Origin of the sequence: Acidovorax sp. M2(2025) (assembly GCF_049330835.1) — a bacterium.
Lineage (GTDB): Bacteria > Pseudomonadota > Gammaproteobacteria > Burkholderiales > Burkholderiaceae_C > Acidovorax.
In genome coordinates, this window is record NZ_CP186262.1 from 2,644,646 (window position 1) to 2,659,313 (window position 14,668).

The 14,668-nt window shown below is 69.6% G+C and carries 11 protein-coding genes; 6 read left to right on the plus strand and 5 right to left on the minus strand.

Features of this window, described 5'->3' with window-relative positions:
* Window positions 1-3 precede the first annotated feature (3 nt).
* The gene (gene chrA / locus ACOYR3_RS12360) at window positions 4-1,368 is read right to left on the minus strand and encodes a chromate efflux transporter (protein WP_422842679.1); all 1,365 of its coding nucleotides are present in this window, start codon (window positions 1,366-1,368) and stop codon (window positions 4-6) included.
* A gap of 235 nt (window positions 1,369-1,603) precedes the next feature.
* Here chrA and ACOYR3_RS12365 point away from each other — a divergent pair, with 235 nt between their 5' ends.
* The 5 genes from ACOYR3_RS12365 (at window position 1,604) to ACOYR3_RS12385 (ending at window position 5,852) form a co-directional block, all read left to right on the plus strand.
* Window positions 1,604-3,496, plus strand: coding sequence for a propionate--CoA ligase (locus ACOYR3_RS12365; RefSeq protein WP_422842680.1), 1,893 nt, complete (start codon window positions 1,604-1,606; stop codon window positions 3,494-3,496).
* Window positions 3,497-3,621: 125 nt separating this feature from the next.
* A complete protein-coding gene (locus tag ACOYR3_RS12370) occupies window positions 3,622-4,155 on the plus strand; it encodes a sigma-70 family RNA polymerase sigma factor (protein WP_422842681.1) in 534 nt (177 codons plus the stop codon).
* Window positions 4,156-4,264: 109 nt separating this feature from the next.
* A complete protein-coding gene (locus ACOYR3_RS12375) occupies window positions 4,265-5,311 on the plus strand; it encodes a permease (protein ID WP_422842682.1) in 1,047 nt (348 codons plus the stop codon).
* A gap of 51 nt (window positions 5,312-5,362) precedes the next feature.
* Window positions 5,363-5,596, plus strand: a complete 234-nt coding sequence (locus tag ACOYR3_RS12380; RefSeq protein WP_422842683.1) for a thioredoxin family protein — start codon at window positions 5,363-5,365, stop codon at window positions 5,594-5,596.
* A 22-nt stretch (window positions 5,597-5,618) separates the two neighbouring features.
* Window positions 5,619-5,852 (plus strand): DUF2798 domain-containing protein, encoded by a 234-nt coding sequence (locus tag ACOYR3_RS12385; protein ID WP_422842684.1) that lies wholly within the window; start codon window positions 5,619-5,621, stop codon window positions 5,850-5,852.
* A gap of 59 nt (window positions 5,853-5,911) precedes the next feature.
* Here the strand turns inward: ACOYR3_RS12385 and ACOYR3_RS12390 are convergent, their stop codons facing one another.
* The 4 genes from ACOYR3_RS12390 to ACOYR3_RS12405 form a co-directional block, all read right to left on the minus strand.
* The gene (locus ACOYR3_RS12390; protein WP_422842685.1) at window positions 5,912-9,736 is read right to left on the minus strand and encodes a sensor domain-containing protein; all 3,825 of its coding nucleotides are present in this window, start codon (window positions 9,734-9,736) and stop codon (window positions 5,912-5,914) included.
* Between the two features lie 193 nt (window positions 9,737-9,929).
* A complete protein-coding gene (locus ACOYR3_RS12395; RefSeq protein ID WP_422842686.1) occupies window positions 9,930-10,844 on the minus strand; it encodes a DMT family transporter in 915 nt (304 codons plus the stop codon).
* Window positions 10,801-11,442 (minus strand): methylated-DNA--[protein]-cysteine S-methyltransferase, encoded by a 642-nt coding sequence (locus ACOYR3_RS12400; RefSeq protein WP_422846579.1) that lies wholly within the window; start codon window positions 11,440-11,442, stop codon window positions 10,801-10,803. Before ACOYR3_RS12400 ends, ACOYR3_RS12395 begins: the two co-directional genes overlap by 44 nt.
* 58 nt (window positions 11,443-11,500) lie before the next feature.
* Window positions 11,501-13,105, minus strand: coding sequence for a DNA-3-methyladenine glycosylase 2 family protein (locus ACOYR3_RS12405; RefSeq protein ID WP_422842687.1), 1,605 nt, complete (start codon window positions 13,103-13,105; stop codon window positions 11,501-11,503).
* A gap of 145 nt (window positions 13,106-13,250) precedes the next feature.
* Here ACOYR3_RS12405 and ACOYR3_RS12410 point away from each other — a divergent pair, with 145 nt between their 5' ends.
* Window positions 13,251-14,639: a phosphomannomutase/phosphoglucomutase gene (locus ACOYR3_RS12410; protein ID WP_422842688.1), complete on the plus strand. Its 1,389-nt coding sequence runs from the start codon at window positions 13,251-13,253 to the stop codon at window positions 14,637-14,639.
* The last annotated feature ends 29 nt before the right edge of the window (window positions 14,640-14,668 follow it).

Consider the following 14,668-nt stretch of genomic DNA (forward strand, 5'->3'; position numbering starts at 1 on the left):
CTCTTAGCGCGCCAGCCACTGCACGGCCAGGCCCGCCGCTGCACAGGCGCCCAGCAGCGGCAGCACGCCCACCTTCAGGCGCAGCAGGGCCACCATCGCGCCCGCGGCGATCACGGCAGACGCCCAGTCCATGCGGCCGCCCAGCCCCTGCGGCCACAGCAGGTGGTACGCAAAAAACAGGGCCAGGTTCAGGATCACGCCCACCACGGCTGCCGTGATGGCCGACAGCGGTGCGGTGAAGCCCAGTTTGCCGTGCGTCGCTTCCACCAGGGGCCCGCCCGCCAGGATGAAGACAAACGACGGCAAGAAGGTGAAGAACGTCACCACGGCGGCTGCCGCCGCGGCGCCAGCGAACACGGCGTCGGGCCCGCCCACCTGGTGGAGCCAGCCACCGACGAAGCCCACAAACGCCACCACCATGATCAGCGGCCCGGGCGTCGTTTCGCCCAGCGCCAGGCCGTCGATCATCTGCGCCGCCGAGAGCCAGTGGTAGTGCTCCACAGCCCCCTGGAACACATAGGGCAGCACGGCGTAGGCCCCCCCGAAGGTCAGCAGGGCTGCCTTGGTGAAGAACCAGCCCATCTGCGTGAGCGTGCCTTGCCAGCCCTGCGTGGCCGCCAGGGTACCCAGGGCCAGCAGCCACAGCGCCACGCCGCCGCCCACCACCGCCAGCAGGTGCCAGCGCGAAAAGCGGGCGTGCGGCGGCGCCGGGGTGTCGTCGTCGACGAGTGCGGGGCCGTAGTGTTGGCGCCCTGCAGCCGGGCCGCCGCCCAGCGCAAACACGGCGGGCCAGCGCCGTGCGCCCAGTGTGCCGATGAGGCCGGCGGCCAGGACGATGGCCGGAAACGGCACGCTGAACGCATAAATGGCCACGAAGGAGGCGGCGGCAATGGCCCACATCCAGCCGTTCTTGAGTGCACGGGTTCCCACCCGGTGGGCCGCTTGAAGCACCAGCGCCGTCACGGCGGGCTTCACACCGTAGAAGATGCCGGCGATGACGGGCACGTCGCCAAAGCGCACGTACACCCACGACAGCCCGATCAGGATGAACAGCGAGGGCAGCACAAACAGGGCGCCCGCCACGATGCCGCCCCGGGTGCGGTGCATGAGCCAGCCGATGTAGGTGGCGAGCTGCTGGGCCTCCGGGCCGGGCAGCACCATGCAATAGTTCAGCGCATGCAGAAACCGGGCTTCGCTGATCCATCGGCGGCGCTCCACCAGTTCGGCGTGCATGATGGCAATCTGCCCGGCAGGCCCGCCGAAGCTGATGAAGCCGAGCTTGAGCCAGAACAGGAAAGCCTCTTGAAAGTGCACGGGCGCCGGCCGCTCGGCGGGCGGGGGTGCAGAATCTGGCGGGGCAGGGGGCATGCGGCGGTTTGGAACGGTTGCGGGTCCAGCCCCACCCGGGGTGGGCTGCCGGGGCAGTCAAGCTGCTGCGCAGTCTAGCAATCCGGGGTGACACGGCGCACCGCGGCGCCCAGCCGCGGGCCCTCAGGTTGGTGCGCCCGGCACTGCCGTCAGTTTGCCGCAAGCCCATCATGAATAATTATGAATTCAAAACCTGCTTGCAGCAGGGCGCGAGAGAGATGCCGAGGAGACTTTCATGACCGAGTACGCCGACTTCTACCGCCAGTCCATCGACCACCGCGATGCCTTCTGGAACGAGCAAGCCCAGCTCATCGACTGGCATACGCCTCCCCTGCAGGTTTGCGACTACAGCCAGCCGCCTTTTGCCAAGTGGTTCGTGGGCGGCACCACCAACCTCTGCCACAACGCCGTGGACCGCCACCTGGCCGCCCGCGCAGGGCAGAGCGCCCTGGTGGCGATCTCCACCGAAACCAACACCGAGCGCAGCTACAGCTTTGCCGAACTGCACGCGGAAGTGCAGCGCATGGCGGCGGTGCTGCAATCCCTGGGCGTCAAGAAGGGCGACCGGGTCCTGATCTACATGCCCATGATTGCCGAGGCCGCCTTCGCTATGCTGGCCTGCGTGCGCATCGGGGCCCTGCACTCGGTGGTGTTCGGCGGGTTCGCGTCGGGCTCGCTGGCCTCGCGCATCGAAGACGCGGAGCCCACCGCGGTGGTGAGTGCCGACGCAGGCTCCCGCGGCGGCAAGGTGGTGCCCTACAAGCCGCTGCTGGACGAAGCCATTGCGTTGTCAAAACACAAGCCGGCTGCCGTGCTGATGGTCAACCGGGGCCTGGCCCCCATGCACCTGCAGCCCGGGCGCGACCACGAATGGGCGGCCTTGCGCGAGCAGCACCTGAGCGCCCAGGTGCCCTGCGAATGGGTGGAATCCACCCATCCCAGCTACACCCTGTACACCAGCGGCACCACGGGCAAGCCCAAGGGTGTGCAGCGGGACACGGGCGGCTACACCGTGGCGCTGGCGGCCAGCATGAAGCACATCTTCGACGCCAAGGCGGGCGATGTGTACTTTGCGACCAGCGACATCGGCTGGGTGGTGGGCCACAGCTACATCATCTACGGCCCGCTGATCGCCGGCCTCACGACCATCATGTACGAAGGCCTGCCCACGCGGCCCGACGCGGGCGTGTGGTGGAGCATCGTGCAGAAGTACCAAGTGACGCACATGTTCTCGGCCCCCACGGCCGTGCGCGTGCTCAAGAAGCAGGACCCGGCCTACCTGGCCAAGTACAACGTGAAGAGCCTCAAGGCGCTGTGGCTGGCCGGCGAGCCGCTGGACGAACCCACGGCCCAGTGGATCAGCGATGCGCTGCAGGTCCCCATCATCGACAACTACTGGCAGACCGAGACCGGCTGGCCCATCCTCACCCTCGCCAACGGGGTGCAGCAGCAGGCCACGCGCTTCGGCAGCCCCGGCAAGGCGATGTACGGCTATGACGTGAAGCTGATCGACGAGGCCACGGGCGAGGAACTTGCCGGGGCCAACCAGAAAGGCGTGGTCGCCATCGAAGGCCCGCTGCCGCCGGGCTGCATGCAGACCGTGTGGCGCGACGATGCGCGCTTCGTCAACACCTACTGGAAGAGCATTCCGGGGCGCCTGATCTACAGCACGTTCGACTGGGGCATCCGCGATGCCGACGGCTACCACTTCATCCTGGGCCGCACGGATGACGTGATCAACGTGGCGGGCCACCGCCTGGGCACCCGGGAGATCGAGGAAAGCATTGCCTCCCACCCCAACATCGCCGAGGTGGCCGTGGTGGGCGTGGCCGACAGCCTGAAGGGGCAGGTGGCCATGGCGTTTGCCGTGGTGCGCGATGCCTCGGTACTGACGGACGACGCCGCGCGCCTGAAGCTCGAAGGCGAGGTGATGAAGCAGGTGGACAGCCAGCTGGGCGCCGTGGCGCGCCCGTCGCGCGTCCATTTCGTCACGGTGCTGCCCAAAACGCGCAGCGGCAAGCTGCTGCGCCGTGCGCTGCAGGCCGTGGCGGAGCGGCGGGATCCCGGCGATCTGACCACCATGGAAGACCCGGCGGCGCTGCAGCAGGTGAAGGAACTGGTCGGCTGAAGCCCGCGCGGCCCCGCGCAAAGGCGACGTTGTTGTTGCGTGCGGGCAAGGCGGCAAGCAGACCCGCACGCCGGTGCGATGATAGACAGGGGAGCCGCGGAAGCGGATTTGCTGGAAATTTCGCGATGAACTGCTTGCAAAGAGCCTGGATGCAGAACGAGCCGGAGTTGCGCTCCTGGGCGCGCCACCGCTTGCGCGACACGGCCGACGTGGACGACTTGCTGCAAGACTTGTTTCTCAAGGCGCTCCGCCAGGGGGAGCGGTTTTGCTCTGTTGAAAATGCCCGCGCCTGGCTGTTCGAAGTCGCTCGCAACACGTTGGCCGACCGGTTGCGCGTCGTGCGCGATACGGTAGAGCTGCCGGACGATCTCCCCAGTCCGGAGGCCGAGCTTCCCGACGCCGTGGATGGCTTGAGCGCCTGCCTACCCCGCGTGTTGTCGGAAATGTCCGCCGAAGACCGCGAAGCCATCACCCTGTGCGATCTGCAGGGCATGGCGCAGGCGGACTACGCCGCCGTCAAGGGGCTGACACTGAGCGCCGCCAAGTCGCGTATTCAGCGCGCCCGGCTGCGCATGAAGCGGCAAATGACCGCTGCGTGCAACGTGAAGCTGGACACGGCGGGGCACGTCCAAGACTTTGTGCCACGGTCGCCTCTCTGAAAGGCGCCATTCCTGGTGCCGGGTGGGCCGCCGCAAAAGGCCGGCATCCTCTCGGCATTTATTTTTGGGAAAGGTGCATCTTTTGGCGGAGCGCTACGTCTTCACAGGCATGGACTCCACCAATGCTCCCCAGAAGCCCTGGGCACTGCGCCATCCCATCGCCTTTCTGGCCCTGGCTACCCTTGCCTGGCTGGGACTGTACCGGGCCTTGGTCCCGGTGTCGGAAGCGCTGGTCGCCGCCTTGCCGGTGGACCGCGCCAGCCACCTGGGCAGTGCCCTCCAGTTCTTCTTGTACGACACCCCCAAGGTACTGATGCTGCTCACGGGTGTGGTTTTCGCCATGGGAATGGTCAACAGCTACTTCACGCCGGAACGCACCCGGGCCTTGCTGGCCGGGCGCAGCGAGGGGGCCGCCAATGTGATGGCGGCGGGCCTGGGCATCGTCACGCCGTTTTGCTCGTGCTCGGCCGTGCCCCTGTTTATCGGGTTTGTGCAGGCGGGGGTGCCGCTGGGCGTGACGTTCTCCTTTCTCATCTCGGCCCCCATGGTGAACGAGGTGGCGCTGACCCTGTTGCTGGGCATGTTCGGGTGGAAAGTCGCGCTCCTGTACATGGGCCTGGGCCTGAGCGTTGCCATCGTCGCTGGCTGGACCATCGGGCGCCTGAAAATGGAAGCCCATCTGGAAGACTGGGTGCGCGACATGCCCAAGGCCGCTGCACAGTTTGACGACCCCGAGGCCACCCTGGCAGACCGTATCCAGGCCGGCTTTTCCGCCGTGCACGAGATCGTTGGCAAGGTCTGGCCTTACATCGTCGGCGGCATTGCGCTGGGCGCCGCCATCCATGGCTACGTGCCCGAAGACTTCATGGCCGCCTTCATGGGCAAGCAGGCGTGGTGGTCGGTGCCGCTGGCCGTGCTGATGGGCATCCCCATGTACACCAACGCGGCGGGCGTCATCCCCATCGTGCAGGCGTTGCTGGCCAAGGGCGCTGCGCTGGGCACCGTCCTGGCGTTCATGATGAGCGTGATCGCGCTGTCGCTCCCCGAAATGATCATCCTGCGCAAGGTGCTCAAAGTCCGGCTGATCGCCACGTTTGCTGCCGTTGTGGCAACGGGCATCCTGCTGGTCGGCTTTGTGTTCAACGCAGTGCTCTAGTCCTTTCCCAAACCCCAATCCCAATCCCAATCCCAACCCAAAGGAACTTCCATGGACATCAAGGTACTCGGCTCGGGCTGTGCCAATTGCAAGAACACCATCGCGCTCATTGACCAGGTGGCGCAGGCCAAGGGCGTCAAGGTCCAGCTGCAGAAGGTGGAGGAAATGCGCGAAATCGCCAGCTACGGGGTCATGAGCACTCCTGGCGTGGTCATCGACGGAAGAGTGGTGCACGCGGGCGGCGTTCCAAGCCGCGAGAAAATCGAACAATGGCTCTCCGCCTGAATTCTCCGAAAGGACTGCCGCCATGCACCCGCAGAAGAAATTTCATCTGGTGTTCTCCATGGTGATGGGCGCGTTGATGATTTTCATCATGACGTTTGTCATCACCTTGGTGAACGTGGGCTGGAGCGCCCAGTTTCTGCGCGCTTGGGCGAGGGCGTTCGGCATTGCCTACGTGGTGGGCGTGCCCGTGATCTTTTTCCTCGCTCCGCTCGCGCGCAAGATCACCGGCAGGCTCTTGGGAGTGCAGCCGGGCTAGGAGCCTGCCGGACCGGGAAATCGCCGGCTGCCAATGGACCGCTGCGGTCCATTTCGCGCTCAAGCCGGCCGGCCCCGCTGCCAGCCCTGCGGCGGCTGCCAGCCCGGCACCCAGCCGGCAAAGTCCGCCACCGGCATGGGCCGCGCCACGCAGTAGCCCTGGGCCAGGCTGCACCCCAGCTGCAGCAGCATCTGGCCCTGCTCGACGGTTTCCACGCCCTCGGCGATGACGCGGTAGCCGAACGAGCGGGCCAGCCCGATCACGCCCTGCACGATGGCCAGATCCCCCGGGTCGCCCATCATGCCGTGCACAAAACTCTGGTCGATCTTGAGCGTGTCCACCGGCAGCCGCCGCAGGTACGTGAGCGAGGAATAGCCCGTGCCGAAGTCGTCCAGCGACACCCCCATGCCCACGGCGCGCAACGCCGTCAGCGTCTGGGCCACGGCGGCCAGGTCGTACAGCGCGGCGCTTTCGGTGATCTCGATTTCGAGCAGGCGGGGCGGCACGCCGGGATGGCGCGCGGCGCACCGGACCATCCAGTCGGCGAAATCCGGCCGTTGCAGGTGCTGGGCGGCGATGTTCACGCTCACTGGCAGTTGCACGCCGCGGGCCTGCAACTGCCCGAGCACGCCGAACGCGGCCTCCACCACCCACTCGCCGAAGGCCACTTCCAGCTCGGTGCCTTCCAGCAGCGGCAGGAACTCGCCCGGCGGCACCATCCCCCGCTCGGGGTGCAGCCAGCGGGCCAGCGCCTCGGCCCCCACGACCGTGCCGGACTTCATGTCCACCTTGGGCTGCAGGAACAGCGTGAACTGCGATGCCGACAGCGCGTCGCGCAGGTTGCGCCCCTGCTCGCGCTGCAACTGCAGCGCCCGCTCCTGGGTGGCGTCGAACTGGTGGAATCGGTTGCGGCCGGCCTGCTTGGCGGCGTACATGGCCTGGTCGGCGTGGCGCAGCAGGGTGTCCGCATCGGCGTCGTCCTGCGGGAACATGGTGTAGCCGATGCTGGCGGTCACCACCACCCGTTCGCCGTCCAGGGTGTAGGGGGCCGAGATGCTCTCCATGACCTGGTCCATCAGGCGCTCGCAGTCGCCCACGGCACCCAGGTCGGGCAGGAGGATGACGAACTCGTCGCCGCCGAGCCGCGCCACCGTGTCCATGGGCCGCAGGGCCCGGGTGAGGCGCCCGGCGACCACCACCAGCAGGCGGTCGCCGGCGCCATGGCCCAGGCGGTCGTTCACCGGCTTGAAACCGTCCAGGTCCAGATAGGCCACGCCCAGCTGCCGCCCGCCTTGGCGCGCCTGGTCCATGCTTTCCTGCAGCTTGCGCGCCAGGAGCACGCGGTTGGGCAGTCCGGTCAAGGCGTCGAACAGGGCCAGGCGCTGCAGCAGGACTTCCTGCTCGCGCTGCGGCGTCACGTCAATGGCCACGCCCAGCATGCGCTCGGGGCGGCCCTGGGCGTCGAAACCGACGATCTTGCCCAGGTTGCGCACCCACCGCGCCGGCGTGCCCGCCGCATTGACGCGCCAGGTGGCGTCAAAGGGCGTCGCGGGGTGGGCCGCATGCCGCGCGAGTTCCGTTGCGATGCGGTCGATGTCCTCCGCCGCAATGCCCGCTGTCCAGGGCGTGGGCGCCGACAGGTCGTCCGGGGCCGGTGCGCCGCGCAGCGACCACCAGCGGGCATCCCCCGTCACGGTGCCGGCGCCCAGGTTCCAGTCCCACAAGCCCAGCGATGCGGCCGAGAGAGTGAGCGACAGCAGTTCCTCGCGCTCGCGCACCCGCTCCTCGTTGCGCTTGCGGTCGGTGATGTCGTGCACCGAGAACAGCCAACAGGGCTCGCCGTCGAACTCGGTGGCGCGCATGGACTGCAGCACGGTGCGCGGCGGGCCGCCGCGCACGTTGAGGTTGACCTCGTAGCTGCTCAGGTGGCCTGCGCGCTCGACTTCCTCCAGGAGTTTCTGCCGGTCCTGCGTGCTGAAGATGCCCAGCTCCACGGCCGTGTGGCCGATGGCCTCCTCGCGGGGAATGCCCAGCATCTCCACCCAGGCCGGGTTGATGTCCACATAGCGCCCGTCCTTGCGGTGCGACAGGCCCATGGGGTAGGGCATGAGCTGGAAGATGCGCGAGAAGCGCTCCTCCGACTGGCGCAGGCGCTGCTCGGCGCGCTTGGCCTCGTCGATGTCCTGCATCACGCCCCGAACGCGGGTCACCCGGTCGTTCTCGATGACCGGCTCGCCGCGGGCGCGCACCCAGACCAGGCGGCCGTCGGCGTGCTGGACTTCCAGCTCCATGCTCCAGTCGCGGCGCTCCAGGATGCAGCGGCGGAAGTTCTGGCGCAGCGGCTCGCGGTAGGCGGGCGCAACGTGGCGACCGATGTAGTCGCGTGGCAGGGGCGCGCCGGGCGGCAGGCCATGGATGTCGAAACACACGTCCGACCAGTACACCAGCCCCTGGCCGCGCGCGTCTTCCCAGGCGCCCAGCCGCGCCAGGCGGCCCGCCTGCTGCAGCAGGCCGTTGAGGGCGCGCAGCTCGTCGCTGGCGCGCACCGATTCCGACATGTCATGGAACACGAAGACGAAACACGGCTCGCCCTCGACCAGCACGGAGCGGGCCGACATCAGCCCCGGGATGCGCACCCCGTCGCGCTGCGCCACCAGCGGCAGCCGGTCCACCTTGCCGTCGCGGCGGAAGGCTTCCACCAGCCGGGTGCGTTCCTGCTCGGAGGCCCAGATCCGCAGGTCCATGGAGGTGCGGCCGACGATCTCCTCGCGCGGGCGGCCCAGCACTTCGCAGAACGCAGGATTCACGTCCACGTAGCGCCCGTCGGCGATGCGCGAGATGCCCGCCGGGTCCGGCAGGGTCAGGTAGAAGGTGGTGTACTTGGCTTCCGACGAGCGCAGGGCGTTCTGGACCTCGCGGTGGTCGGTGATGTCCACGTCCATGCCGATCAGGCTGGTGGGGCGCTGCTGGGCGTCGCGGCTGGCCACCGTGCCGCGCGACATGATCCAGCGCCAGCGGCCCTGGGTGTCCTGCACGCGAAACTCGGCTTCATAGGTTTCTTCCAGCCCGTCCATGGTCCGCGCCAGCCTGGCGGCGTTGCGGTCGGCATCCGCCGGGTGGCGCAGGGCGTACCAGCGCTGCCACAGGTCGCCGCCGTCCTGCTCAGCCGCACTGATGCCAAACGCCTCATAGAAGCGGCCGTGGCAGCGGAACTGCCGGCGCACCACGTCCCATTGCCACTGGCCGCCGCCCATGGAGTCCACGGTCAGCCGCAACTGCTTTTCCTGCTGGGCCAGGGTGTGCTGGATGTCCTGGCGTGCCAGCTCGGAGCGCGCCATGCCGGCCAGCAGCAGCCGCCCGACTCCCAGCATGAACACGCCGGCCCCGTGGTACCACGGCAGGCTGCTGGCGGCCCCGGCCGCCCCCGATGCGGCCCACAGGCTGGCCGCCACCGACAACGGCAGCGTCAGCGTCAGCCCCGCCAGCACGCCCCATTCCTTGTGGCGCAGCCGCAGGTGCTGTTCGCACAGGCGCCACAGCAGCCCGGTGGCCACGGCGGTGCCCAGCACGGCCACCGCGGCGATGGCGGCGGAGGGGTCGACGCGCAGCACTGCCAGCAGGGCGATCAGCGCCGCCAGCGTGGCAGCGGCGGCACCAAAGTACAGCGCCAGGAACGCTGCGGCGGTGGGGTAGGCCACGACGCGCAGCTCGGGCGCATTCCACTGCAGCGCCTCGAACGACGCCACCGACACCACGCCGCCCGCCAGCCCCAGCAGCAGCGAGGTGCGGGGAGACGGGTGCAGGGATTCTTGCGGCGGGAGCCAGGCCAGCACCAGCAGCAGCAGCATCAGGGCCGTGCCCGCCAGCAGGGTGTTGTTACCCATGGGCGGTCATCCTGTGGCTGGCCCGCACGGGGGCGCGGGGGGCGGCACGGCCGCGTGGGCGAAGGGGACAGGAGGGCGAGGCAGGGCGGAGAAAAAGGCGGTGGCCCGTCCCGCGCCGCCCGCAGGCGGGGTCAGACAGCGGAAGCCCGGAAAAACACCCATAGGGCGAGTTTAGGGCTTCGGCGCCGCCTTTCTAAGCAGCTTTTGCGCGCCCCAGCGTCCTGACAAGCCCGGTTGACAGCAAGGTGCCGCACACGATCACCAGCGCGCAGCCCACCATCCACGGCGTGACCTGCTCCCCCAGGAACAGGGTGCCGTACAGCACCGCGAACACCGGCGCAATGAAGGTGACGGCCAGCGCCCGGCTGGGGCCGGCGCTTTCAATGAGGCGAAAGTACAGGATGTAGGCAATGCCCGTGCACATCACCGCAATGGCCGCGATGGCACCCCAGGCCCTGAGGCCCGGCTGCTGGCTGGGCCAGAACCAGACCGTGGGCAGGGCCAGCGCCAGCGCCGCGCCCAGCTGGCTGCCGGTCGCCGTGGCCAGCGGCGGGATGCCCGCCAGATAGCGCCGCGCAAAGCTGGCCGACAGGCCGTAGAACGCCGAGGCCAGCAGGCAGGCCGCCAGGGCCCAGTGCGCCTGGCCGGTCTTGAAGCCCGTGCCTGCCGGCGCGCGCCAGGCCAGCAGCGCCACCCCCGCAAAGCCCAGCGCCAGGCCGGTCCAGCGCAGGGCGCTGATGCGGTCGCCCAGCCACATCCAGGCCACCAGGGCGCCGAACAAGGGCACCGTGGCGTTCAGGATGGACGTGACCCCGGTGGCGATGTGCAGCACGGCCCAGGCGAACAGCGCAAACGGAATGGCCGAATTGATGACCCCCGCAAAGAGGATGGGCCGCCAGTGCCGCCGCAGTGCCGCGCCATGCCCCTGGCGCACCATGATGGGCCAGAGGAAGGCGGCAGCCAGCGCCACCCGCAGCCCCACCAGCGGCAGCGGGCCGAACTCGGACGCGCCCAGGCGCATAAAGAGGAAGGAGGCTCCCCAGAGCGCCGCCAGCAGGATGAATTCAGCAATCCAGTGCGATGCCGGCGCGTGGGCGGGAGTGGTCATGCGGGTCTTTCGGTGAAGAAGAGGGATCAGGAAAAGGCACAGGGCGGGCCGCGGCGCTGCCGGGCGGCGGCCAGGAAGCGCCGGGCGGCAGGGCATTTTCAAGGCGCAGCAAAACCGTTTTGCGATCCAGGCCTCCCGCGTAGCCGGTGAGGCTGCCGTCCGACCCCAGCACGCGGTGGCAGGGCACCACCACGCTGAGCGGGTTGCGCCCCACGGCCGCCCCCACGGCCCGCACCGCGAGCGGGCGGCCCAGTTGCCGGCCCAGGGCGCCGTAGGTGGTCGTGGCGCCGCGGCCCACGGCCAGCAACGCCCGCCAGACCTCTTGCTGGAACGCAGTGCCGCCCGAGAGGTCCAGGGGCAGGTCAAAGTCCGCGCGTTCGCCCTGCAGGTACTGCTGCAGCTGGCGCGCTGCGGCGGCCAGCACCGGGTGGTCGCCGGCGGCGTGGGGCCAGGCGGCGGCGCCCTGCAGTGCTGCCACGGGCGCGTGCCGCTGGCCTTCGAACCAGACGCCCGCAAGCCCGGCGGGCGAGGCCGCGAGGCGCACCGGCCCCAGCGCCGTGTCGGTGCGCCGCTGCACCGTGAGGGGATGAAATCGCATGGACATGGGTGATTGGGGTAAAAAGTGGCTCCAGCGCTTGATGGATAAGCGCAAGCAGCTATTGTTTTGATAGTTTTTCTGCCGGGGACGCGACCGTGCCCGCCGCCCAGGCGCGCAGCACGCCGTAGCTGCGCCACGGCCTCCAGGCCTGCGAGGCCTGCTCGGCGGCCCGCGCCGGGTGGGGCTGCCCCTGCACCCCCAGCGCCTTGTGCAGCGCCACGTCCCCGGCGGGAAAGGCGTCCGGCCAGCGCAGCACCCGCATGGCGATGTACTGGGCGGTCCAGTCGCCGATGCCGGGCAGCGCGCAGAGCGCGGCGGTGGTGCGGGCGAGGTCCGCGCCCGCGTGCAGGGCGAGGGCGCCGCTGTCCACCGCGCGGGCCAGCGCCACGATCGCGGCCTGGCGCTGGCGCACGATGCCCAGCTGCCCCAGCGTGTCGCCATCGGCGGCGGCCAGCACGGCGGCCGTGGGGAACAGGCGGTTTAGCTCCGGCCACGGGGTGGCCAGGGACTCGCCCAGGTGCTCCACCAGCCGCTGGCCCAGGGTGCGGGCGGCCGCGACGGTGATCTGCTGGCCCAGCACGGCGCGCACGGCCAGTTCAAAGCCGTCGAACGCGCCCGGCACGCGCAGGCCACCACCTTGCGGGAAATACGGGTGCAGCACGGCATGGATAGCGGCCGGATCGGCGTCCAGGTCCAGCAGGGCGCGCACCCGGCGGATCACCAGCGGCAGCACCGGCACCAGGCTGTCGCTGGTCTGCAGCAGCACCTGGTGGCGGGCCGTGTCAAAGCGCAGGTGCAGCCAGCCCGTTGTCTCGGCGGCGTGCCCCGTGGCGGCTGGCGCAAGCCGCACGGTGCGCCGCAGGCTGGGGCCGGCGGGGTCGTCCGCCCAGGCGCATTCCACGCCATGGAACTGCCGGCGCTCAAAGAAGCCCAGCAGGGCCGGCACGTCGTACGGCGGGCGGTAGGCCAGGCGCACCGCCCCGGCGGACCGGGCTCCCGCGCCCGTGCCGGTGCGCCGCAACTGCGTAGGGTTGAGCCCGTAGTGCCCCGAAAAGGCCGCGTTGAACCGGCGCACGCTGGCAAAGCCGCTGGCCAGCGCCACCTGGGTCACTGGCAGGTCGGTGTCGGTCAGCAGCTGCTTGGCGGTCAGCAGCCGCCGGGTCTGCAGGTACTGCAGGGGCGAAATACCCAGCGCGGCCTCGAAAATGCGGCGCAAGTGCCGGTCGCTCACCCCCAGCCGCGCGGCCAGCCGGGCCACGGTGGCGCCGCCGGTCGCTTCGGGCACGCCGGCAGCGGTCCACAGCTCGGGCGCCTCCAGCAGCTGCACGGCCTGCTGCACCAGGATGCTGCTGGCGTCCTGCACCGACCACACCAGCGCCTGCGGGGCCAGCTCGGGGCGGCAGCGCAGGCAGGGGCGGAAGCCCGCGTTCTCGGCCTGCGCGGCCAGGGCGAAGAAGCGGCAGTTTTCCCGGCGCGGCGCACGCACGGCGCAGACCGGGCGGCAGTAGATGCCGGTGGAGGTCACGCCGGTGAAGAAATGCCCGTCGAAGCGCGCGTCGCGGGCCAGCACGGCCAGGTAGCGTCCGTCGTCCGATGCCGCATCGGCGGCGGGGGGCGGCGGGGTGTCGCACGCGCTGGAGGAGGGCGGGGCCAGGGAGGTCATGGACCGCATGATAGGCAGCCGTGGCGGCGACACCGGCCGTTTTCGGACATGTGGTTACCACTGCCGTGGACATCTGCTGCGGCGCGGCAAAGTGCCCGCCTACAATGCTCCGGACTTTGCAAACTCCTCCTGAGAAAGGCCTTCAGTGCAGCCCACGCCCGCCATCTTCAAAGCCTATGACATCCGCGGCATCGTGCCCTCCACCCTGAACGAATCGGTGGCGCTGGGCCTGGGCCGCGCCTTTGGCACGGCCGCTCGCGCCGAAGGGCAGACCACCGTGGCCGTGGGCCGCGACGGCCGGCTGTCCGGCCCGGCGCTGGCGGCGGCACTCATCCAAGGACTGGTGGAGGCGGGCATCGAGGTGATCGACGTGGGCATGGTCACCACGCCGCTGCTGTACTTTGCGGCCAACACGCTGTGCGCCAGCGGCATCCAGGTCACGGGCAGCCACAACCCCAAGGACTACAACGGCTTCAAGATGGTGCTGAACGGCCGCGCCATCTACGGCGACGAGATCCAGGCCCTGCGCACCACCATGGAGCGCGAGAGCTGGCAGCTGCAGCCCGGCGGCTCGGTGCGCACGGTGGACGTGCTGCCCGCCTACCGCGAGCGCATCGTGAGCGACGTGAAGCTGGCCCGCCCGCTGAAGATCGTGGTGGACTGCGGCAACGGCATTGCCGGGGCCTCGGCGCCCGCGATCTTCCGCGCGCTGGGCTGCGAGGTGGTGGAGCTGTACTCCGAGGTGGACGGCAACTTCCCCCACCACCACCCCGACCCGAGCAAGCCCGAGAACCTGCGCGACCTGATCGCCGCCCTGCAGGGCAGCGACGCCGAGCTGGGTCTGGCCTTTGACGGCGACGGCGACCGCCTGGGCATCGTCACCCGCGACGGCACCAACATCTTCCCCGACCGCCAGATGATGCTCTTTGCCCAGGACGTGCTCACCCGGGTGCCCGGAGGCGAGATCCTCTTTGACGTGAAGTGCACCCAGCGCCTGGCGCCCGCCATCCGCGAAGCGGGCGGCGTGCCGGTGATGTTCAAGACGGGCCACTCGCTCATCAAGGCACGCATGAAGGCGTCGAACTCCCCGCTGGGCGGCGAGATGAGCGGCCACATCTTCTTCAAGGAGCGCTGGTACGGCTTTGACGACGGCACTTACGCGGGCTGCCGCCTGCTGGAGATCCTGAGCCGCCACAGCGACCCGAGCGCCGTGCTCAACGCCCTGCCCACCAGCTTCTCCACGCCCGAACTGAACGTGGCCTGTGCCGAGGGCGAACCCCACCGCCTGACGGCCGAGCTGCAGGCGCTGGCCGCGGCCACGTTCGCGGCGCCGGCCGCCATCAGCACCATCGACGGCCTGCGCGTGGACTGGCCGGACGGCTTTGGCCTGATCCGCGCCAGCAACACCACGCCGGTGCTGGTGCTGCGCTTCGAAGGCCACACCCCCGAGGCCCTGCAGCGCATCGAATCGGCCATGCTGGCCCTGCTGCAGCGCGTCAAGCCCGGCGCGCAGGTCGGGGCCTCCAGCCACTGAAAACCGCAGGGCGGACCGCCGCCCAGACC

Excerpts from the sequence above, each read along its gene's own strand:
- ACOYR3_RS12400 (WP_422846579.1), bottom strand. The coding sequence starts at position 11,442 with ATGCGATTTCATCCCCTCACGGTGCAGCGGCGCACCGACACGGCGCTG.
- ACOYR3_RS12395 (WP_422842686.1), bottom strand. The coding sequence starts at position 10,844 with ATGACCACTCCCGCCCACGCGCCGGCATCGCACTGGATTGCTGAATTC.
- ACOYR3_RS12390 (WP_422842685.1), bottom strand. The coding sequence starts at position 9,736 with ATGGGTAACAACACCCTGCTGGCGGGCACGGCCCTGATGCTGCTGCTG.
- ACOYR3_RS12370 (WP_422842681.1), top strand. The coding sequence starts at position 3,622 with ATGAACTGCTTGCAAAGAGCCTGGATGCAGAACGAGCCGGAGTTGCGC.
- ACOYR3_RS12405 (WP_422842687.1), bottom strand. The coding sequence starts at position 13,105 with ATGACCTCCCTGGCCCCGCCCTCCTCCAGCGCGTGCGACACCCCGCCG.
- ACOYR3_RS12380 (WP_422842683.1), top strand. The coding sequence starts at position 5,363 with ATGGACATCAAGGTACTCGGCTCGGGCTGTGCCAATTGCAAGAACACC.
- ACOYR3_RS12385 (WP_422842684.1), top strand. The coding sequence starts at position 5,619 with ATGCACCCGCAGAAGAAATTTCATCTGGTGTTCTCCATGGTGATGGGC.
- ACOYR3_RS12375 (WP_422842682.1), top strand. The coding sequence starts at position 4,265 with ATGGACTCCACCAATGCTCCCCAGAAGCCCTGGGCACTGCGCCATCCC.
- ACOYR3_RS12365 (WP_422842680.1), top strand. The coding sequence starts at position 1,604 with ATGACCGAGTACGCCGACTTCTACCGCCAGTCCATCGACCACCGCGAT.
- chrA (WP_422842679.1), bottom strand. The coding sequence starts at position 1,368 with ATGCCCCCTGCCCCGCCAGATTCTGCACCCCCGCCCGCCGAGCGGCCG.